Origin of the sequence: Sediminispirochaeta bajacaliforniensis DSM 16054, from assembly GCF_000378205.1 — a bacterium.
Lineage (GTDB): Bacteria > Spirochaetota > Spirochaetia > DSM-16054 > Sediminispirochaetaceae > Sediminispirochaeta > Sediminispirochaeta bajacaliforniensis.
In genome coordinates this window covers 15,324-35,381 of sequence record NZ_KB899428.1, presented here as the reverse complement: position 1 = coordinate 35,381, position 20,058 = coordinate 15,324, and the positions used below count along the sequence as shown (strand labels likewise).

Sequence of the window (20,058 nt, the reverse complement as noted above, 5' to 3'; positions counted from 1 at the left end):
TACACTTGGCACATGTTTCAAGAGCTTGGCCATAGGGTAATAGCCTCTATCAGGGAACTTTTTTACGCCTGCGGCTTTTTCCTTCGGACGATTAAGGAATCGGTTCCCTTTTTCAGGCGCAGGCAGATCGGCTACAGGGTTCTTGTGATGCAGCTGTTGTTTACCGGCGTCGAAGCCTTGGGAGTCATCAGTCTTATTGCCTTGATATTGGGTGGTGTCATTATCGTCTACGGTGTGGATCTGCTTCCTCAGTTCGGCCAGGGAGAGCTGATCTATTCGATTCTTATCACGGTCATCATGCGGGAACTGGGACCTTTGCTTTGTGCCTTTATCATCATTGCCCGGTCAGGCACCGCAATCGCCACCGAGTTGGGACAAATGGTGGTAAGCCATCAGATCGAGGCCTATACCTCGGTGGGAGTCGATCCAATTTCCTATCTGGTCGTACCACGCTTCCTCGGCGTGATATTCAGCATGATTCTTCTCAACATCTATTTTAACCTTTTCGGCCTGATCGCTTCGTTTTTTGTTACCAGCTTCATCCAACCGATTCCTATGCGTGATTATATGTATGATTTGATTACGCATATCCGTTCGGCCGACATTGTTTCCAGCATGATCAAGAGCCTCATATTCGGTGCAATCATAGCGCTCTCGGCTACGTACAACGGGTTTCGGGTGGAGCAGTCCTCCACCGAGGTCCCGCAGGTTGTCATAAAGGCCGTTGTGCAAAGCTTTGTATTGATTATCGTTGCCGATGCATTGATCACCCTTATCTATTATCTCTAAGGAAGCCGCAAGTGTATACCATCAGCTTGGATTCGGTCTGTATGATGCGCGGAGATACCGAGATTATTTCGGAAATTAATCATGTTTTTTCTCCCGGATCGGTTACGGTGATCCTCGGTTTCTCCGGTTCCGGTAAGAGTACCTTGCTGAAACTTGCCGCCGGTCTGCTCACACCCTCTTCGGGAATCGTCAGAGTCAATGAAAAGAGCTTTTTTCAACTCAGGCGAGGGGAAGAAGAGGCCTTTCGTAAAAACAGCGGTTTTATTTTTCAGGATGCCGCACTCTGGGCAAACCAAACGGTTTTTGAGAATGTAGCCTTTCCTCTCAAGGTACATTTCCCGCATATATCTGGGGAAGAACTATCCGGGAAGGTATTGGAAACAATGGCCGAGGTGGGGTATCGGGACAAACCGGAAAGGCGTCCCAGCCAGATTTCCGGAGGCGAACAAAAAATGATCGGTATTGCACGGGCGATCGTTTCACATCCGAAGCTGCTTTTCGTCGATATGCCGCTTTTGAATCTTGATTCAGCTTCGGAGGCAAGGGTTTTGGAATTGCTTAAAAGGCTGAAGATCGAGGGAACTTCCATGATCATCAGCAGCGGCTCTTCACACCTCATCTCGCTTCTGGCCGACCATCTGCTTATCATAGACAGGGGAAAAATCGTAGAATCCGGCCCCTTCAATGTGGTAAAAAGAAGTAGTCATCCCGTAACAAAAGGGGTCTTAGCTTCGGTTCTGGAACATGTTTCCAGCTATGACGACGATATCCTCAACCTGCTTGAAGATGTTTGACACCGAATGAGGGCAGAGGTAGTATGACGGAAAGGCTTCGGGGGTAACACCAGAATGAAATTCCACATCCGCTTTGCGGAACAGGTCGTCGGTTTTTTCGTTCTTCTTGCATTATTGGCAGTTGCCGGCTTGCTGATTCTGATGGGTATCAACCAGCGTTGGTTTTCAAAAGATTACCACTTTACCAGCCGATTTGAATCGGGAAACAACCTTTCAAACGGTATGCCTATAAAGTTGAAGGGCTTCAAGATAGGGGCGGTGGATGCGGTTACCCTGCTTGAGGACAATACCGTCATGATTGATTTTCATATATTCGATACCTATTACTCAAAGGTAAGCCAAAACTCCGTTCTCGAGCTGGCCGTCAATCCCCTGGGAATAGGCAGTAGCGGACTCCTTTTTTATCCGGGAAAGAGCCAGGGTCCGCCGCTACCGGAGAATTCAATGATACCTTCCCTTGATATGGAAGAAGGTAAAAGGCTGGTCGCTCAGTCTCTGGTCTCCATCCCGAAGGGAAGCGACGCTGTTTCCGATATATTGGTCAGTATCGGGCCGACAATCGATTCCCTGAATACACTTCTGGTTAGTATCGACGATCTGGTACATGGAAAAAACACGGCTCCCCTTGGTTCGCTTATTAGAGAGACCGACACCATAGCCGCCAATGTCAGAGAGATGAGTGACGGTGCCGTTGCTCCGGTCGGCTCCATTCTCGACAATGTGGAAACCCTTACCGAAAGTCTCAAGGATACGACGGGCATTGCTACAAGGCTCCTTAATCCGCAGGGATCGGTGGCGAAATTACTGAACGATAATGAAGAACTCTATAAGATGATGAGCAATATCCTTCATTCGCTTGCCTCTTCGGCCGAAGAAATCAGGACGCTTCTTGCCTTTGCCAATGAAAAGCAGCCGCAAATCAGCACCCTGCTCGACCAGACCATCGATGCGATAAACCAAGGCGAGGATGTGCTTACCGGGCTGAAAAACAACCCCCTGCTTCGGGGAGGGATTCCCAAAACGACCGCCCAGCCGACAACCTTCGGAGGGTTGCGGGACCGGGAGTTTTGATGGAAGGGAGCAACGGTATTCGCACATGCAGTTTTCCTTTTAGCATTCTTCTCGCGACAGTAGTGCTTTTATCCGCCTGCTCGTCGCTGCCGAAGGAGCAGCCGCCGGCAAAAGGGAAAAAGGCTCAGGCGGCCGATTTCGCAAGTTTTGGAAAGGAATATTTCACCGAAGGCAGATACAAGGATGCCTTAACCTTCTTTTCCTACGCTCTTCGACAGCAGGTTCTTGCCGACAACAGAGAGGGTATTATTGACAGTTATTTCGATATTGGACGATGTCGTCTCGAGTTAAAAGAGTTTGAAGAGGCACGACAAGCCTTTTCCGACGGGCTGATGCTTGCGGAGAAGGAGGGTCTTGTAGGCAAGCAGGCCCGGGGAAAAATCCTCCTTGGAGAATTCTACCTTGCAACCGATGACGAGAAGAAAGCGGGTATACTGCTCCAGGAGGCCTCAGAAATCCTCCCTTCCGACGAAAAACAGTATACGAGAGAGCGCGCCGTAGCCTATCACGATCGTGGGATTTTGATGAGGCGGCAGGGTGATCTGGAAAAAGCCGAAGAATTTCTCATATCGAGTCTCGCCATTAATCGCCGGGAGAAGGCCCGGGAAGAAGAGGCCAACAACCTTTACATGCTTGCCTCGGTGGCCACTGCAAGCCGACAATATGAGAAGGCTGACGAACTTCTTCAGGAAGCACTGCTGATCGATAGAGCCTTGGAACGCAGCCTTGCCATAGCCGACGACCTTTACGCCATCGCCATAGTTGCCGAAAAGCGAAACGACAATGATGAAGCCTATACATCCTTTAGCCAATGTTTCATGATCTATCAGGCGATGGAGCGCCTCGATTCGGCAATAGAGGTCCTGCATCGCCTATCGGCATTGGCCGAAGCGCTGGGAGATGAAGAAAACGCTTTCCGCTACGAAGCGGCCGCACAGAAACTTGAACAAAGAGGTAAACAATCGGATGATGAAATCGAATAATCAAAAACGACACGGGATAACCCTGTTCTTAGGCCTTTACGTCAGATTTTTTCGTACTATCGTCTCATTTCTTGTTTTTTTGCTGGGAATCGGACTATTTGCGCTTCTTATTACCTTTCCTCTTTGGTTTATCGCCACTCGGCATCCCGTCGTCTATACGACTGCCGTACTGTCTTTGATAGCTCTCTACCTTATCTGGAGAGCGGCAAAAAGGCTGTCTGGTACATCTCGCGAGGAAGTGAAGCATTTCACCCAAAAAAGCATAGAGCTTATTCTTCTCTTGGGCCTTCTCTACCTTGTAGCAGGCTTTATTGCTTCAGCGAGGGTCATTCCCGCAATCATTGCGGCTCTCCCCACCCTTGGCGTGGCAGGACTTTTATTCAGTGATACAAGGGTAAAAACCGGACGGAGTTGATGATTAGAAAAGGCATATCGCCCTTTTTTGCGCTGATGGTTCTCTCCTCGTTTCCCCTTGTCGCCTTACCTTATCCACAAATTGCAATGCTTCAAAGGGGAGATCCTCTATTTACCCAATTGATGGATGATATCGAGGCATCCTACCGGGCCGATGCGACAGGGGATGCGCGCCCTCCACTCGCCTTTTTCAGCTATACCCCGCAAGAGGATGAAGATGTTTTTTCGCTCAGCGCCCGATGCTCGCTCCCCTATGATACCCTTGCCTCGCTTAATCGTCTCGATGGCCCCTCCCTCCTGCCGGATGAGCCACTGCTGATACCGAATCAGCCCGGGCTGTTTCTTGCGACGGAAGCCGAAAGTGATCTTGAGATTCTCTCCGTTGCAATGCTTGCGAAAGCCTCCGAAGGGATGCATATTTTCATCAGAAACGAAGACGGGAGCTCCTGCCCCTTCCTTTTTTTCCCGGAAAAGCGATTTAATGCTCTTCAACGGGCCTATTTCCTCGGGATCCTCTTCAGGCTCCCGGTAAAGCGATCGATTCTCACAAGCAGTTTCGGTATGAGACGCGACCCCTTTACCGGGGACCAAAGCTTCCATCACGGAATAGACCTTGCGGTTCCCGAAGGAACCCCTGTTATGCCTGCACGCTCCGGTATTGTTGAGCAGATCGGTTACGATAGTGTTCTGGGAAACTATGTGATACTCTCTCATGAAGGTGGGTATGAAACGGTGTATGGTCACCTGAAAAGCATTAATGTACAATTGAAAAGCCCCGTGAGATTAGATATGATTGTCGGTAGCGTAGGGAATACCGGGAGGTCGACAGGTCCTCACCTTCATTTTGAAATCCGCTTTGGAGGAATGGCCAGGGATCCCCAAAATCTCTTACCGGAGATTTCTAAATGAATACGATGACAAGCAGAACAGCACCCATTGCCGTCATGCTGGCGCTCTCACTCTTGCTGATTTCCTTTGACGCACATGCGGAAACGGTAAGGGGTGAGCTGACTAGCTCCCTTGCACCGGGCGATGAAGGCCACTTCAGGCTTTTTGAACTGGTTGCCATTCCTTCGGTGAAAAACCCCATTGCAAAGTCCGTGGAAGTATTGCTGACGATTCCCAGACCGTTTCTCCGTTATAGGGACAGTTTTGCACTTTCCCTCTATGGAGGACTTTCCACCGCTCCGACCGAAGGGATGCAGCAACTCCAAGGTAGATTACTCTATCAAGGTCTTATCCCTCCCTCAGGTAAGCTCCTTTTACGCTTGCCGCTTAGTGATGAACTAGGGCAAGGAGGGCCGGGGATTATTCTTCCCGACCACAAGATAGCAATGGAGTCTTTTCCCCTGATTCTTCAGATTGTTCCCATCATGAAAGGGCTTCCCTCGGAATTACTCAGTGCCGATATCGGTATTTCGGTTGATCTTCTGTTGGAGGATGTTGGATTTCTCACCCTCTCTCTAGAGCTTCCCGAAGGCGTCGAAAAACCGCTTGAAGAAGATACACAGTTTTTGATCGATAATAAGCGCTATGCAGAGAAAGAATTGACCGAAAAGCTCAAGCTCAGCAGTGGCCTGCATACTCTCCGCTTGAACATTCACGGTTTTGCAGAGGAAAATCGTACCTTCAACATCACAAAGGGAGAAACGACGGTATTGGCAATAGCACCCGAACTTCTTGAAAGCCATTACACCATCAGTGCACCGACCGGTACCGTGGTATTCATCGACGGAAAACAGCTTAATCAGCCGATTGGGGAAGAGGCTGCCATTTCTCCTGGAGAACATGTGGTGCTTTTCAGGTTCGGAGACTATCAGCTAAGCAGAAAATTCACCGTAAACGGCGGAAAAAACTACAATATTGAGCTCTTTTTTGATATTCTTATAGAAGACCATTAAGTTTTCTCTTTCATAGTCGATAATAAAAATGTCGGAAGCAATGTTATAGTTCCCCTCCCAGTTTACTATGCATTGCGGACGGCACACCACCTGGCCGATTCTCCCCGAATCGGCCTTTTTTTGTCGGATTGTATTGGGCGATCCCCCCTTAGCGTTCCCTTGACAACTCCGCCGTTCCTCCCTACTGTAGCAGCTATGATTCGTTCCAGAAAACGCCGAATTCAGGCCCAGATTATCATGGTGCTGACAATATTGTGTTCACTTGTGGTCGGTTTTTCCACGGGGTTTGTCCTGTCTCAGACCTTCAATACCGATATAAAAGGGGACCTCACAAACTTTGAACCTGCCCTTCCAACTCAGATTCTGGATTGCAACGGGGAGCTCATTACGGAGATATTTTCCGATGAGAAACGGGATATCGTTCCCATCACGAAACTGCCGAAGACACTGATCCTTGCCCTGATCAGCCGGGAAGATCTTACATTCTTCCAACATCATGGCTTCAGTTTTCGGGGAACAGCCAGGGCTGCATGGAATGTTCTTACCGGCAGCTACTTTTCGGGAGGCAGTACCCTTACCCAGCAGGTTGCCGGACGCTACTATGCTGACAGGACCGATATATCGATTTTTCGAAAACTTAAAGAGCTTTGGTATGCCTTCCAACTTGAACGGGATCTGACAAAATATGAAATACTCGAGCTGTATGCCAACGATATGTATTTCGGACACAACGCCTATGGGGTGGAAGCGGCCAGCCGGTTCTACTTTGGCCACAGCGCTGAAGAGCTTACCGTCGCCGAATCGGCGATTCTCGTCATACAGCTTGCAAGTCCAGCCCTGTACAGCCCTATTAATCACCCCGAACGGGCCAGAAGTAGACAAAAAGATGTTCTGGACCAGATGGTTGCCAACGGCTTTACGACGAGGGAGGAAGCCGATGTCTCTTTCCAGAATTACTGGAACAATTACGATTTCTCCCGCTCGAATATCGCAAGCGCCTACTTCGACAATGAAAGCAAGGCACCCTATTTTTCGGAATACGTACGGATAAAACTCAACGATATGCTCTACGGTGCTGTCGACATCAACAAAGACGGCTATATCGTGCATACCACCCTTGATCTTGGCTATCAGCGCATCGCCGATGAGATCATGAATAAGGCCTTCGTGGACGTCAATGAAAAATATCGTACGCTGAAAGGGAGAAGGCTTTCGATCGCCGACGATGTTTATGTTCCCATAGCGGATCTTCTGGCCCTCACCTTTAACCTCGAAGATATGAAGGTGGCCGGGGCAAAGCAGAAAAAAGCCGCTGTAGATTCATTCTACAGCAACTTTCAGCCCCCCCTTGAGGCCCTTTCGCTATTGTTCGGCTCCAACGACATCATGCGTGTTGCACGATTTGCCGGGACAAAAGAGTCATCGAGGATCAAGAAAAATTTCATTGAAGGCGCCTTGATCACCATGGACCACCGAAACGGACATATCCTCGCTATGGTAGGCGGAAGTGATTTTGAAACAAAGCAATACAATCGGGCTGTCGATGCAAAGGTCCAACCGGGCTCCAGTATCAAGCCGCTCTACTACTCTGCGGCGATCTCTTCGGGCAAGTTTACCCCCGCAACACGGCTTTATGACGGCCCCATCGTTTTCTACGACGATATGGGGAATTCCTATCAACCCCTTAATTATCTTGGGACCTGGGACGGATCGGTTCTCTTGCGGTATGCTCTTGCGACCTCAATGAATGTACCCAGTCTGCAGGTTCTTGAGGGAGTCGGCTTCGAAACTGCCATCGACCGAATAAGTAAACTACTCGGCATGGAAGATAGGAAAGAGGATCGTGTCCTCTTTCCCCGCTCCTACCCACTGGGCCTTGGTGTCACCAGTGTAGCTCCTATCAATATGGTGCAGGCCTTTTCGACCTTTCCCAATCATGGAAAACGAATTGAGCCGATCGCCATTACCCAGGTTCTCGACCGAAACGGTAATACCATTCTTGAACCGGAAAAAGAACGGCTGCGAGAAATGCAGAAAAACAGAGGAAGGGACCTCCAGATCATGTCCCCTCAGGCCGCTTATATCATGGTCAGCCTGCTCCAAAGTACCGTTGAATTCGGAACGCTGCGTTGGAGGCGCATCAACGTGGGAGGATTCGACGGCATGCCGATGGCGGGAAAAACAGGGACCACGCAGAACTGGGGTGATGCCTGGACCGTGGGATTCAGTCCCTACATGACCACCGCAGTCTGGCTTGGATTCGATACTCCCGGAAACTCTCTTGGTCGTGAGATTACCGGTGCAACTGCCGCAGGACCAATCTGGGCTGAATATATGAAAAAGATTCATGCGGGGCTCGAACCAAAGGAGTTCGAAAGGCCTTCTGGCATCGTAACCGTCAGGGTTTGTGCCGAATCGGGAATGCTGCCCACAAAACTATGCGACCATACCATCGAAGAGGTTTTTATTGCGGGTACGGAACCAAAACAGCTTTGCCCCATACATAGTTTTGAACAGGAACGGGATAAGGAATTGGTCGGTAATCTACAAGATATTCTCACTATCGAGGATTTTAATGTAGATACAAGCAACTCGTTGTTTGACAGCTCAACGCTTCCCGATATCAATTTCTCCGACGATGGAACCAGCGGAAGCGGAGGAAACGACACCCCCGATTACAATCCGTTGCTTGAATAAGCTTGAGTGGATGGGAAATATGAATAAGCGAATCGAAGAGATCTATATTGGAAAGCGGATCAGAAAGGAACTCGGAGATCTAAAACCGCTTATGGAAAGCCTGAGAACCTTCGGCCTTATGAATCCGATCGTCGTCAATCAAGACGGCGAGCTCATCGCCGGCCACCGCCGCCTGGAGGCGGCAAAGGCCCTGGGCTGGAGAAGTATCGAGGTAAGGGTTGTCAATGTCGAAACGGAAATACAGATGCTGGAGCTTGAAATCGAGGAAAATCTCCACCGACGAAGTCTTGCGGCCGATGAACTTGCCGACGGCTATAATCGTCTCGACAAACTGAAGCATCCCTCCGTGTTTCGTAGAATATGGAATGCAATTAAGAGATTCTTCTCCATGCTTTTCGGTAGAGATGGACAAAAGAAGAAAGGGAAACGGCCTGACAGAGAGCAGGACCGTTTCCTGTAAGTGTTCCTCTATTTTCCTTTTTTATTATTGAATCACGGAAAGGCCCTCTGGATCGAGCTTCAGGAGTGATCCATCCCGGCCTTCTACAATGATATTTTTTCCTGTTTTCTGAATGACCGTATTCGGGTCAACCTCAACATCGGACTGTGCCAACAGGCTCAGATCGCCACTGTCGAAGGCAGCAATCTTCCATATTCCGCCGAAGGATGCCACCACATACGCACGCTGATTGTCTAACAGCACCCAGCTTTCTCCGTAGAGATGCTGTTCACTCTCCGAAGACACGGAAAGATCATCACTATTCAAGAGCATCAGCTTCACAGCCTTGGGAGGGGCATCTATGCCGACAACTGCAAGATAACCACCCGAGACAGGATAGACGTTTCTACCGCGGATGGCATTGACGGCGGACCTACCCCGCTCTTTTCCGCTTTCAGAGTCGTAGATAACCATTGAGGAAAGGATCATCCCGTTTTCCTCCCGGACATGCATAAAGGTAAACCCCGGAGCTGTTGCACCGGCGGCCTTTTGGCGGGCGGCAGCCTCTTCTTCTGTAATCGTCTTTTGCTCATCCCCTGCAATCCGGTCGCGCTCCTGCCCGATTGACTCTTCCCGATTGGCCTGCTCTTTCTCCTTGGCGGCGACCTGCTCTTCCTGTTTATCCAGCTCCTGCTGCTGCTCTTCGAGCTCCTGTTTGGCCGCCTGAACCTGCTCTTCCTGCTTCGCCAGCTCCTGCTGCTGCCCTTTCAGCTCAGACTCCTTTGCGCTGCCAGGTTCCGCCCCCTCAAGGGCCGAAGCAACCTCTTCCTGACGACGGTCAATCTCCTCCTGCTGAGCATGTGCAGCCTCTTGTTTCTGCTGCAAATCAGCAGTATCCCCTTCAAGCTGCTTTCGCTCCTCAGCGGTGGCTGCCTTATCTTCTTCAAGCTGATCTTCCCGCAACTCCACCATTGATTTTCGATCATCGAGCCCTTGTTTCGATTCATCGCTTCGAAGTTCCTGGACAACCTCATCTCCACCTACGGTATCGGCGGAAATCCGGGCACTCCCCGTTCCATCCAGCGATAGAGGGATAAGCATTTGGGTATTTCCCGGCCACTCTTTGTAGCTCGTGGAGATTCCCATCTTCTTCTCATCCAAATGGGAGAGGACCGCCTCGGTGTAGTGGGAACGGACATATTCAAGATCACCACGGTGGACCGCATTATAGTAGGTGGTAAAAAGCGCAATCGTATCGGCCTTCTCCTGGTCATAGCCGTACTTTGCTGCCACAAAACCGGAAAGAATGCGCCTCACATTATCAATGTGATCGACAAGCGCCCCATCAAGTATTTCAACAATATCTGCACCCAGCAGATCGGGAGAGTTCGGAACTATCGAGATGATGCGATATTTTCCGAGATAGGATAAACTTCTCCCGTCGGCCATAGCCGCACCTATTCCCCGAATCTGACCGTCACTCTCAATCTTCTGATGAGGCCCCTCGTAGTTCAGGAACTCAACACTTCCGGCTTGAACGGTGAAAAGCTCACCGGTCGCCACTTCCTGCGCCGAAAGCGGTAGGAGGAGTGCGGCCGAGAGGGCCACTACCAGACCGACAAAACGCATCGTCAGATGCGGAAATCCTTTCATCATACACTCCTTTTTCTTCTTCCCCATGGTTTCTCTTAGTATAATCGTCTTTTTCCGCCCTGTCGAAGGGTATCCAGCACCGATGAACGTGTTTCCCTCCCAAAGGGGCCGTAGGCAACGGCAAGCAGCAGCTCAAGATCCTTCTCTTCCAGCCCCCCATGGTAGGCGGCGAGGTAAAAAAGCGCATCACTGGCGGCAGAGACTTCCTGCTCATCCTTTCTACTATTGACCATCGAAGACAAGCGATCCCGAACCGCGGCCCTTGCATCGCCTTCCGGGTTGTCCAACAGGGTACATAATGCGTGATAGGCGGCAATGCGGACCGAGGGATCCCACTCATACCGGATCAAACGTGACAGGATTCGAGAAGCAGAGGGATGCCCGTATCGAGCAAGCATTCTGACGGCGGTAATGCGGAGAGTAGGAAAATCATTTCGAAGGGCTCCCCCCTCCCTGATCGGGGAATCAATGGCGGCGCTTGCGAAATAGTGAAGCAGTACAGGAAGATAGGAGCTGCCGCGATCGGGTTTTCCGGATTCAAGCCTATTTTGTATTTCCGCCAAAGCGGCAACCTGGCCATTACGATCTGCAGAGCTTGCAATGGATTGAAGATAATGAAAGTCAAAGGGAGGCTCGGTTATCGAAAAAAGAGATTTCGGTTTTCTCTCGTCCTCGGAGCCTTGTCGTGGAGCTTCGGAGGATGAAGAGGCTGAGGAAGCGGGAGGAAAACGATAGAGACGGAAAAGCCAATCACTTCCTCCAAAGAGAAGAAGGCCTCGCCCATCCGTCGAAAGAGGGGCCGCAGGAGCGGGGCTTTGGAACTGATCAAGCGCCTTTCCATCCTTATCTGTAAAGACGATTCCGCCGTCACCGGCACTAATGGCAAGGGCTGCCTCTTGTTCCCTCTCCACAGAATGAGGGAAGCCGGGAAGAACAACAAGGGAAAAGACGGCACGACCTGCGGGGAATTCCCAGACAGCAGTACCTGAAGTGGCATCGAGGCAAGTGACATTGCCAAGCCTGTCGGCGATGAAAAGCAGATCCCGCTCCGCATCGACGGCACAGTCGGCCGCGACAGCAGGCAGTTGGTGCTCCCAGATGAGCACACCATTATCATCCACCGCAGTAATGGTTCCCGCATCCGTCGGTAAGAAAAGTCGTACCCCATCGCTTTTTGGAAAAAGGACCTCGCCGGCAGAAAGGAAGGTCCATCGTAGGATCCCATCGGTACCATAGGCATAGCTTCTACGCCCTTCGCATGAGACCACGATGAGTCTCTCTCCTGTCTTGGTTCGTACAAGCACCGGTCCACTCCGAGGCAGGGAGGGAAGCTGCAAAGACCAGCGAAGCCTTCCGGTATGGGCCACGGCAGAAAGGTTTCCGCCTTTCCCCGCTAAATAGAGCGTCCCGTCTCCATCCCCCGCTATGGGAGAAAGAAATCCCTTTGGGTTTTGAAATAACCAAGCCCCAATACAGCCGGGAGTGGCCGCGAAAAGCCTGCCGTCCTCCAGCAGAAGATAGATCTTCCCGTCGGCCCCTTCTACCGGAGGTGAAGCGGCCCTATCGGGAAGCCTGCAGCGAACAGGGGCCTCATCCCCCTCGCGATATCGGTAGAGGTAGCGGTCGCGCGAGGTAAACCAGAACGCCGGCACGAGCCTTGCGGCAAGGCATCCCGTGACCCTGCCGCCCACCGCAATCTTCTTTTGTTCAAAAGAGAGTGGATCGGCGGAAACGAGGGAAAGAGCATACAACAGGATAATGAGAAACAGGCTTCCGAATTTTCTCACTCTACATCTCATATCACAGTATCGATCGATTGTCGATTGACTTTTTCCCTCCTGCTGAAGTATCGTTGATCCGGTTATGATCACTGCAAAGGCTTTCTCCCCAGGACATATAACGGGACTCTTTTCCATACGGGACGATGAGGATTCAATAGACAGCAAGGGCTCGATCGGGGCCGGGTTTTCCATTGCAAGAGGGGTAACAACCACGGTCACGCTATCCTCCGCTTCACAGTCCGGAGGCCACAGTGCCGGGGATAAGACAATCTACCGCTCAAACGGCAAAGAACGTAGCGACCTTGTGGTAAGCAAAAGGCTCATCTCCCTCTTTCAAGATGCTGCCCTCTTGAAGGATGTTGTCATCAGAGAAATATCTCATTCAATCGAAATTCCGCAAGGCAGCGGCTTCGGAAGCAGCGGAGCAGGGGTGCTCAGTCTGGCGCTGGCTCTTAACCATGCCCTGGGTTCTCCACTCTCCGCAGAGGAGGCAGGTGCAATGGCCCATCGAGCCGAAGTTTTGTGTAAGACAGGACTCGGAACGGTCATTGGTGAATTCTGCGGCGGTGTTGAAATTCGTAAGAAACAGGGGGCCCCCGGGACAGGCGAGGTGGTATCGATACCTATTTCCGACGATCTCAACCTTCTTTTTGTCGTCTATCGCAAAATTTCGACCAGTTCCGCCCTCTCTGACCCAGATATCAGGCGACGTATCAACGATACCGGCGAACAGCTGATCGCAGATCTTCTTTGCACCCCGACGCTCGAAGCCTTTCTCTGGGCAAGCAGGGCCTTTGATGAACGGTCAGGGCTCATTACCCCCGAAGTGCGTAGGCTTTTCGATCACTTCGACGCAATCGGGGCACCTACGGCAATGCTGATGTTCGGGAATGCCGCCTTTGCCTTGTTCCCCGATAAGGAGAGTGCCGAAGCAGAGGCACAGGCTCTTTCCAGAAGCGAGGAAAAGGGGTATCTTTTTACCACTACCTCGTCGAAACAGGGAGGATGTGTTATCCATGAGTGAGTTTTTACCGAAAGATCATCCCCGGTATGAATCGATTCGGATGAGGGAACACCTTGTCGATATGGTCGATGCAAAGGTCCTTGCCCCAGAAGGCTTGATCGCCCACGGGCGGGGAGAGGCCTTTGATTATCTGATAGGAGAGAAAACTCCCGACTGTGTGCAGGGACCGATCAGGGCTGCGGCAGCGGCACTCTTGTGTGCCGAACGGCCGATCATTTCCTTAAATGGAAATGCTGCGGCCCTTTGTCCCGAAGCAATGGTCGAGCTTGCCGAAGCTACCGGGGCGAAACTGGAGATTAACCTTTTTTACCGCAGCAGGGAGCGGATAGATGCCATTACAAAGCTAATGGAAAAGGCCGGGGCAAGGGAAATCCTCGGTACCGATGAATCCCGCCAAGGACAGATCCCGGAGATAGGCAGTGAACGTAAGCGGGTCGATTCGGAGGGAATCTTAATTGCCGATACCGTTTTTGTTCCCCTTGAGGACGGAGACAGGACCGAGGCCCTTGTGAATATGGGCAAACGGATTATCACCATTGATCTGAATCCCCTGAGCCGCACCAGCAGAACCGCCTCGATCTCTATTATGGATCATATCGTCAGAGCGGTTCCGGCAATTACCAAAGCGGCGATCGAACTCAAAAAACTAAGCAAAGCCGAATGTCTGACCGTTCTCGACGGATTCGACAACAACAAGGCCTTTGCAGAGGCCCTGCGTTTTATTTCGGCCAGACTTGAAGCCCTTGCGGGAGAGGCCTCATGAATAGAATTCTGCAGTGGCAGGAAAAGCGCAAAGCAACGGAAAGTAAAACGCCTATCGTAATGATAACCGCCTATGACGCAACCTTTGCATCCATCTGCCAGGAGGCGAAGGCGGACTGGATTCTCGTCGGCGATACCCTTGGTATGGTTGTTCAGGGAAAGAACGAAACAAAAGGGGTGACGGTCGAACAGATGGCGTACCACACCGCTATGGTACGCCGTGGGGCACCGGATATGCCGGTTGTTGCCGATATGCCCTACGGCTCCTTTTCGAACGCCGCCTTGGCCCTCGAAAATGGTAAGAGGCTGATGGACGCGGGAGGGGACGCAGTAAAATTCGAAGGAGCCGATACTGCCGTTTGTAAGGCCCTTAGCTCTGCGGGTATTCCCGTGATGGGGCATCTCGGCCTGCTTCCGCAGACAGCGGAAAATTTCAGGGTTCAGGGCAAGGACGCCGAGTCCGCCGCAGCCATGATAGAAGATGCAAAAAGGCTTGAAGAGCACGGCGCTTTTTCCATTGTCCTCGAATGTATCCCCGAGTCCCTTGCCGAACGAATAAGTGCAGCGCTCTCGATTCCCACCATAGGCATCGGAGCGGGAGCGCGATGCGGCGGCCAGGTGCTTGTCATAAACGATATGTTGGGACTCACCAGCGGACATCTTGCTAAATTCGTCAAAACCTATGCAGATCTTAGAACAACAATTTGCTCGGCCGTATCTTCCTACGGGGAAGATGTTCGTAGCGGCAGGTTCCCGGACGCCGCTCACACCTATCACTAAGGTTGCGGCGATGGAAGATACGACAGAAGAGATTCCCCTTCAAGGCTCTGGGGAAGCCGATATACTTGCTGCGCTGGGCAGAAAACTGGAGGGTGATCTCTCTTTTTCGGGAGAGCGAATTCTCGGATCGATGTGTACCCTTCCCCACCCCACCAGTGCAAAGGTCTATGAACATTATCTCGACCGAAATATAGGGGATCCGGGGCTGCATCCACGGCTTCAGCAGCTTGAACGGGAAACAATCGGGATGCTGGGTCGTCTATTGGGAAGTCGGAGCGCGGAAGGTGCAATCGTCACGGGCGGAACAGAGGCAAACCTCATCGCCCTCTGGGCTGCCAAACGAAAACACAGGGAAAAACGGAAGGTGGTACTTCCCGAAAGTGCCCATTTTTCTTTCGACAAGGCTGCCGACATCATGGACCTTGATCTTTGTAAGATCCCGGTGGGAGATGACGGCAGGGTCGATCTGAAACGATATCTCGAGGCAATAGATGATAAGACCATGGTACTTGTGGCAGTTGCCGGGACAACAGGTCTCGGGGCGGTCGACCCTATAACCGAGATATCCGCTGCGGCCACGGCATGGAAGCTTCCCCTTCACGTTGATGCCGCCTTCGGCGGATTCGTTCTCCCCTTTCTGGCCGAAGCAGGATACACCGCACCAGCCTTTGATTTCTCCCTGCCGGGTGTTAGCAGTATCACCATTGATCCACATAAAATGGGGCGCTGCGCCATTCCGGCCGGCGCTATTGTTTTTCGAAATCACGATGCTGCGGTGGCCTCGGAAACCGAAGTGAGCTATCTTGCCGGAGGAAAAACACGACAGCGCACCATCGTGGGAACCAGATCAGGAGCCTCGGTGGCGTCGATTTGGGCCACCTTACATCGTCTTGGAAGAAAGGGCTATGTCGAAACCGTGGCGGCATGTATGGAAAACAGCCGTTACCTCTACGATCGATTAAATTCCATGAGTGGTGTAGATGCCGTAATCGAACCGCAAATGAACGTAGTAGGGCTCAGACCCGCAAAACATCGTAGGATCGATCCGGACGAGCTGGCCCGCCGACTTCGAGGTCGCGGCTGGGCTCTTAGTCTTTTCCCCGGCTTTCTCAGAATCACGGTAATGCCGCATGTAAGCAAAACGATGCTGGATGCCTTTTTACATGACCTCGAGGAGATAATAGCATGAGCATGAATAATCATCCGTCGAAGGATATCATCGGTACAGCCAGCGCTTGCCTTTCGGGCAAGAGCATTGCCCTTGGTATTTGCGGAAGTGTCGGAGCAGTGAAAAGTCCGGAACTGGCAAGACAACTTATGCGTCATGGTGCCGACGTTTACCCGGTTATGACCGAAGCGGCCTGCGGTATCATCCATCCCGACCTCATGGAGTGGGCAACAGGACACGAAACCATCACAAAACTCACCGGCAAAATCGAACATGTCGCCCTTGCGGGGGATGTTCCGGAAAAGATTGACCTCCTTCTCATCGCGCCCTCTACAGCCAATACCCTCGGCAAGATCGCCGCAGGAATAGACGACACCACGGTGACGACCCTTGCGACGACCGCCATCGGTCAGGGTATTCCTCTTTTGATCGTTCCCGCCATGCATGAGCCGATGTGGCGTCATCCCATGGTGGTCCAAAACATTGCAACCCTGAGAAAACTGGGAATCTCGGTTCTTGATCCGAAAATCGAAGAGGGAAAAGCGAAGATCCCCGATCCCGACACCATTTTTCACGCGGCCCTGCCCCTTTTGCTTCAGAACTCGGCCCCACTCTCGGGAAAGCATGTCGTGGTCACGGCGGGAAGAACCGTCGAATATATCGATCCTGTTCGTGTCATTACAAACAACGCCTCCGGACGCATGGGAATGGCTATTGCCAGGACGGCAATGCTTTCGGGAGCCCGTGTAACGGTTCTTGCGGGAAAAATCGGTGTAAAGCCTCCCGCCGGAGTAGAGCTTATCAGATGCGATACATCAGAGTCTCTTCTTGCTGCCAGCAAACAAATCCTGGATAAAAAGGATGTCGATATCTATGTGGCGGCGGCAGCCGTTGGCGACTGGCAGTGCAATTCGGTCTCGTCGACCAAAATATCGACCCACGGGAGAAAGGAGCTTAACCTTACCCTGACTCCGACCCCAAAGATACTCGACAGGATCAAGGAACTCTCTCCCAAAACCTATCTTATCGCATTCAGGGCCCTGCATAAGGTGAGCGAAGCGGAGCTTCGTAAGGATGCCCTTGCGAGGATGAAAAAGGCGAGCGCCGATATGATTGCTGTCAATGATGTTTCAAAAGAGGGGTCCGGTTTTGAGACAGAAACCAATCAGCTTCACCTCTTTTTCAAAGACGGAGAAGAGATCGACCTGCCATTGAGCCTGAAAGATGCCGCAGCCAGGCGCCTGCTTCTCGAAGCTGCCCGGCGGCTTGGTTCTTGAACCAGGGCCGCCGCTGGGGGCTGCTTTCAATCAACCACAGAGGATGAGACAAGAAATCAGATCGTCAACCTGAGATGCTCGTGGTACATCTGATCACGGACGGCCCTTACATCCTCGCTGGCCAGATAGTCGTCGAAGGGCATCATCCTGTCGATGATACCGCTTGGAGTAAATTCGATAATTCTGTTGGCAATGGTATGGACGAACTGATGGTCATGGCTTGTAAAAAGGAGGACCTCGGGGAATTCGATCAAGCCGTTGTTCAAGGCGGTGATGGATTCGAGGTCGAGGTGATTGGTCGGTTCGTCGAAGATCAGAACATTTGCACCGCTGAGCATCATCTTGCTGAGCATACAACGCACCTTTTCCCCACCGGAAAGCACCTTAACCGATTTCATGGCCTCATCACCTGAAAAAAGCATACGACCGAGAAAGCCTCTGATCCACGCCTCATCGTCGCTTTCGGTAAATTGCCTGAGCCATTCGGTGAGGCTCATCTCATTTTCAAAAAAGGAAATATTATTCTTTGGAAAGTAACTTGGGGTGATGGTTACTCCCCAGTCATAGCTTCCCGCGTCGGGACCTGCTTTTCCGCTGAGAATGTCGAAAAGGGTGGTCTTTGCCTGATGCATAGGGCCGACAAAGGCAATCTTGTCTCCTCTGTTAACGGCAAAATCAAGATTCTCAAAAAGCTTCTCTCCCTCAAAGGAGGCCGAAAGCCCCTTCACTTCAAGGACATTTTTTCCACACTCCCGCTCAGGTTTAAAACTGACATAGGGGAAACGGCGACTTGATGGTTTGATGTCATCGATGGTCAGCTTCTCGAGAAGTTTTTTTCTGCTGGTCGCCTGTCGTGCCTTACTTGCATTGGATGAAAAACGCTGAATGAACTCCTTCAATTCTGCAGCCTTATCCTCTCTCCTTTTTTTCTCATCCTTGCGCTGTTTGGCAGCAAGCTGGCTGGACATATACCAGAAATCGTAGTTTCCGACATAGAGCTGGATCTTCCCAAAATCGATATCGGCAATATGGGTACAAACGGTATTGAGAAAATGACGATCGTGGCTGACAACAATCACGGTATTGGAAAAGCGAAGAAGAAAATCTTCCAACCAGTTGATAGATTCAAGATCAAGATGGTTGGTCGGCTCGTCGAGGAGGAGGATATCGGGATTGCCGAAAAGGGCCTGGGCAAGAAGAACGCGAACCTTATCCCCAGGTTCAAGCTCCCCCATCCTGGTCTCAAGTAGGGATTCCGCTATACCAAGGCCGGAAAGAAGCTGACCAGCCTCCGCCTCTGCCTCCCACCCGCCGAGATCGGCGAACTGCCCCTCGAGCTCTGCCGCCCTAATACCATCCTCCTCGGTAAAATCACTCTTCTCATAGATGGCGTCCCGTTCCGCTTTGACGGAATAGAGCTCCTTGTGCCCCATGATGACGGTCTCAAGTACGGTATGTTCATCAAAAGCAAAATGGTCCTGTCTGAGCACCGAGAGTCGTTCTCCAGGGCTGATAATGATTTCTCCAGCATCGGAATCCAACTCTCCCGAGAGAATATTGAGAAAGGTGGATTTTCCCGCTCCGTTGGCGCCTATGACCCCATAGCAATTTCCCGGAGTAAATTTGATAGTAACGTCCTTAAAAAGGACTCGCTCCCCAAAACGGAGCATGATATTGCTTGCAGTAATCACTTACATATTCCTTATTCGATGTGGTTTTCCCTGTTTAGTATTGGCCCCCATTGTTCACGGAAGAGGCGGGGCTGTCAACCGGAACACACCGGGTCCAGGCCCCTTAGAACGGGCCTTTACACCAGGCCTTTATTCCACAACGTTCACAATCGGGGGAACGCTTGGCACATCTGTTTTTTCCATGTTCGACAAAGAGGGCATGAAATTCATTGAGAATCCTACGTTGCTGCTCTACATCTTTTCCCTCGGTTGCGGAGGAAAGATAGCCGCGTATCTCCCTATCCGAGAGTTCCTCACCCTTTAAACGAGCAAGTATCCGCCGAGTATAGGCGTCTATGACAAGCACCGGAACACCAAAGGCATAAAGTAAAATCGAATCCGCGGTTTCTTCGCCTATGCCCCAAAGTGAAAGCAGTTCTTCGCGACTCGGCGTCGATGCGGCGGATACTTCCCCGTAGCCATTCTCCAGGAAAAAACGGGCAAGGGTTTTCAGTTTTCTCGCCTTCTGCCGGTAATATCCCGAGGGCCGGATGAGTGCCTCAAGCCGCTCGTCGGAAAGAGAAAGCAGGTGCTGCATATCGATTGCCCCGGCTTCATCCAAGGCCTCAAGGCAAAGGCGGACATTACGCCATGCGGTGTTTTGGGTCAATATTGCTCCGAGAGCGATCTCGAAACGGCGGTGCGCCGTATCGGGAATGCTATAATCCAAGGGATGGTATCCCTTCGCATCGTGGCCCTGCTTTCCCGCATCTGTCACCACGGGCCACCAACCTCGCGGACCATAAAGTTCCATGAATAGCTGATAAAGAGTCTGTGGCTCTATCACAGTTTTCC

General features: G+C 51.4%; 18 protein-coding genes. 14 read left to right on the top strand and 4 right to left on the bottom strand.

Annotation, left to right across the window (positions count from 1 at the left end):
- Nucleotides 1–12: 12 nt before the first annotated feature.
- The 9 genes from F459_RS0118435 (at nt 13) to F459_RS0118395 (ending at nt 9,109) form a co-directional block, all read left to right on the top strand.
- Entirely contained in the window at nt 13–789 is a 777-nt protein-coding gene (locus tag F459_RS0118435) for an MlaE family ABC transporter permease (protein WP_020614189.1), read from the top strand.
- 11 nt (nt 790–800) lie between these two features.
- Entirely contained in the window at nt 801–1,583 is a 783-nt protein-coding gene (locus tag F459_RS0118430) for an ATP-binding cassette domain-containing protein (RefSeq protein ID WP_020614188.1), read from the top strand.
- A gap of 54 nt (nt 1,584–1,637) precedes the next feature.
- Nucleotides 1,638–2,654, top strand: coding sequence for an MlaD family protein (locus F459_RS0118425; protein ID WP_020614187.1), 1,017 nt, complete (start codon nt 1,638–1,640; stop codon nt 2,652–2,654).
- Entirely contained in the window at nt 2,654–3,637 is a 984-nt protein-coding gene (locus tag F459_RS0118420) for a tetratricopeptide repeat protein (protein WP_020614186.1), read from the top strand. The genes F459_RS0118425 and F459_RS0118420 overlap by 1 nt, the downstream gene beginning before the upstream one ends.
- The gene (locus F459_RS0118415; RefSeq protein WP_245540223.1) at nt 3,624–4,052 is read left to right on the top strand and encodes a hypothetical protein; all 429 of its coding nucleotides are present in this window, start codon (nt 3,624–3,626) and stop codon (nt 4,050–4,052) included. Before F459_RS0118420 ends, F459_RS0118415 begins: the two co-directional genes overlap by 14 nt.
- Complete coding sequence (locus F459_RS0118410) at nt 4,052–4,960, top strand: LysM peptidoglycan-binding domain-containing M23 family metallopeptidase (RefSeq protein WP_020614184.1); 909 nt, start codon at nt 4,052–4,054, stop codon at nt 4,958–4,960. The genes F459_RS0118415 and F459_RS0118410 overlap by 1 nt, the downstream gene beginning before the upstream one ends.
- Complete coding sequence (locus F459_RS0118405) at nt 4,957–5,952, top strand: hypothetical protein (protein ID WP_020614183.1); 996 nt, start codon at nt 4,957–4,959, stop codon at nt 5,950–5,952. The genes F459_RS0118410 and F459_RS0118405 overlap by 4 nt, the downstream gene beginning before the upstream one ends.
- 195 nt (nt 5,953–6,147) lie before the next feature.
- Complete coding sequence (locus F459_RS0118400; RefSeq protein WP_020614182.1) at nt 6,148–8,649, top strand: penicillin-binding protein 1A; 2,502 nt, start codon at nt 6,148–6,150, stop codon at nt 8,647–8,649.
- Between the two features lie 19 nt (nt 8,650–8,668).
- The gene (locus F459_RS0118395) at nt 8,669–9,109 is read left to right on the top strand and encodes a ParB N-terminal domain-containing protein (protein WP_033302071.1); all 441 of its coding nucleotides are present in this window, start codon (nt 8,669–8,671) and stop codon (nt 9,107–9,109) included.
- 24 nt (nt 9,110–9,133) lie between these two features.
- Here F459_RS0118395 and F459_RS0118390 read toward each other — a convergent pair whose 3' ends face one another.
- On the bottom strand, nt 9,134–10,741 hold the full coding sequence (locus tag F459_RS0118390) for a P83/100 family protein (RefSeq protein ID WP_020614180.1): 1,608 nt from the start codon (nt 10,739–10,741) through the stop codon (nt 9,134–9,136).
- 35 nt (nt 10,742–10,776) lie between these two features.
- Complete coding sequence (locus tag F459_RS0118385; protein ID WP_020614179.1) at nt 10,777–12,528, bottom strand: outer membrane protein assembly factor BamB family protein; 1,752 nt, start codon at nt 12,526–12,528, stop codon at nt 10,777–10,779.
- A gap of 76 nt (nt 12,529–12,604) precedes the next feature.
- Between F459_RS0118385 and F459_RS0118380 the strand changes: the two genes are divergently transcribed.
- The 5 genes from F459_RS0118380 to coaBC are packed head-to-tail and all read left to right on the top strand — an operon-like array spanning nt 12,605 to nt 17,533.
- Nucleotides 12,605–13,546, top strand: coding sequence for a pantoate kinase (locus F459_RS0118380; RefSeq protein WP_020614178.1), 942 nt, complete (start codon nt 12,605–12,607; stop codon nt 13,544–13,546).
- A complete protein-coding gene (locus F459_RS0118375; RefSeq protein ID WP_020614177.1) occupies nt 13,539–14,309 on the top strand; it encodes a phosphopantothenate/pantothenate synthetase in 771 nt (256 codons plus the stop codon). The genes F459_RS0118380 and F459_RS0118375 overlap by 8 nt, the downstream gene beginning before the upstream one ends.
- Nucleotides 14,306–15,088 (top strand): 3-methyl-2-oxobutanoate hydroxymethyltransferase, encoded by a 783-nt coding sequence (gene panB / locus F459_RS0118370; protein ID WP_020614176.1) that lies wholly within the window; start codon nt 14,306–14,308, stop codon nt 15,086–15,088. The genes F459_RS0118375 and panB overlap by 4 nt, the downstream gene beginning before the upstream one ends.
- Before the next feature lie 10 nt (nt 15,089–15,098).
- Nucleotides 15,099–16,277 carry a tyrosine decarboxylase MfnA gene (mfnA, locus tag F459_RS0118365; RefSeq protein ID WP_020614175.1) on the top strand — a complete coding sequence of 393 codons (1,179 nt, stop codon included), beginning with the start codon at nt 15,099–15,101 and terminating at the stop codon, nt 16,275–16,277.
- Entirely contained in the window at nt 16,274–17,533 is a 1,260-nt protein-coding gene (gene coaBC / locus F459_RS0118360; protein ID WP_020614174.1) for a bifunctional phosphopantothenoylcysteine decarboxylase/phosphopantothenate--cysteine ligase CoaBC, read from the top strand. Before mfnA ends, coaBC begins: the two co-directional genes overlap by 4 nt.
- A 56-nt stretch (nt 17,534–17,589) precedes the next feature.
- Here the strand turns inward: coaBC and F459_RS0118355 are convergent, their stop codons facing one another.
- Nucleotides 17,590–19,224 carry an ABC-F family ATP-binding cassette domain-containing protein gene (locus tag F459_RS0118355; protein ID WP_020614173.1) on the bottom strand — a complete coding sequence of 545 codons (1,635 nt, stop codon included), beginning with the start codon at nt 19,222–19,224 and terminating at the stop codon, nt 17,590–17,592.
- A gap of 103 nt (nt 19,225–19,327) precedes the next feature.
- Nucleotides 19,328–20,050 (bottom strand): endonuclease III domain-containing protein, encoded by a 723-nt coding sequence (locus F459_RS0118350; protein ID WP_026295106.1) that lies wholly within the window; start codon nt 20,048–20,050, stop codon nt 19,328–19,330.
- Nucleotides 20,051–20,058: the final 8 nt, after the last annotated feature.

What these genes read in the sequence shown, in the direction of transcription:
- F459_RS0118435 (WP_020614189.1), top strand. Translation starts at nt 13, where the DNA reads ATGTTTCAAGAGCTTGGCCATAGGGTAATAGCCTCTATCAGGGAACTT.
- F459_RS0118425 (WP_020614187.1), top strand. Translation starts at nt 1,638, where the DNA reads ATGAAATTCCACATCCGCTTTGCGGAACAGGTCGTCGGTTTTTTCGTT.
- F459_RS0118420 (WP_020614186.1), top strand. Translation starts at nt 2,654, where the DNA reads ATGGAAGGGAGCAACGGTATTCGCACATGCAGTTTTCCTTTTAGCATT.
- F459_RS0118415 (WP_245540223.1), top strand. Translation starts at nt 3,624, where the DNA reads ATGAAATCGAATAATCAAAAACGACACGGGATAACCCTGTTCTTAGGC.
- F459_RS0118410 (WP_020614184.1), top strand. Translation starts at nt 4,052, where the DNA reads ATGATTAGAAAAGGCATATCGCCCTTTTTTGCGCTGATGGTTCTCTCC.
- F459_RS0118405 (WP_020614183.1), top strand. Translation starts at nt 4,957, where the DNA reads ATGAATACGATGACAAGCAGAACAGCACCCATTGCCGTCATGCTGGCG.
- F459_RS0118400 (WP_020614182.1), top strand. Translation starts at nt 6,148, where the DNA reads ATGATTCGTTCCAGAAAACGCCGAATTCAGGCCCAGATTATCATGGTG.
- F459_RS0118395 (WP_033302071.1), top strand. Translation starts at nt 8,669, where the DNA reads ATGAATAAGCGAATCGAAGAGATCTATATTGGAAAGCGGATCAGAAAG.
- F459_RS0118390 (WP_020614180.1), bottom strand. Translation starts at nt 10,741, where the DNA reads ATGAAAGGATTTCCGCATCTGACGATGCGTTTTGTCGGTCTGGTAGTG.
- F459_RS0118380 (WP_020614178.1), top strand. Translation starts at nt 12,605, where the DNA reads ATGATCACTGCAAAGGCTTTCTCCCCAGGACATATAACGGGACTCTTT.
- F459_RS0118375 (WP_020614177.1), top strand. Translation starts at nt 13,539, where the DNA reads ATGAGTGAGTTTTTACCGAAAGATCATCCCCGGTATGAATCGATTCGG.
- panB (WP_020614176.1), top strand. Translation starts at nt 14,306, where the DNA reads ATGAATAGAATTCTGCAGTGGCAGGAAAAGCGCAAAGCAACGGAAAGT.
- mfnA (WP_020614175.1), top strand. Translation starts at nt 15,099, where the DNA reads ATGGAAGATACGACAGAAGAGATTCCCCTTCAAGGCTCTGGGGAAGCC.
- coaBC (WP_020614174.1), top strand. Translation starts at nt 16,274, where the DNA reads ATGAGCATGAATAATCATCCGTCGAAGGATATCATCGGTACAGCCAGC.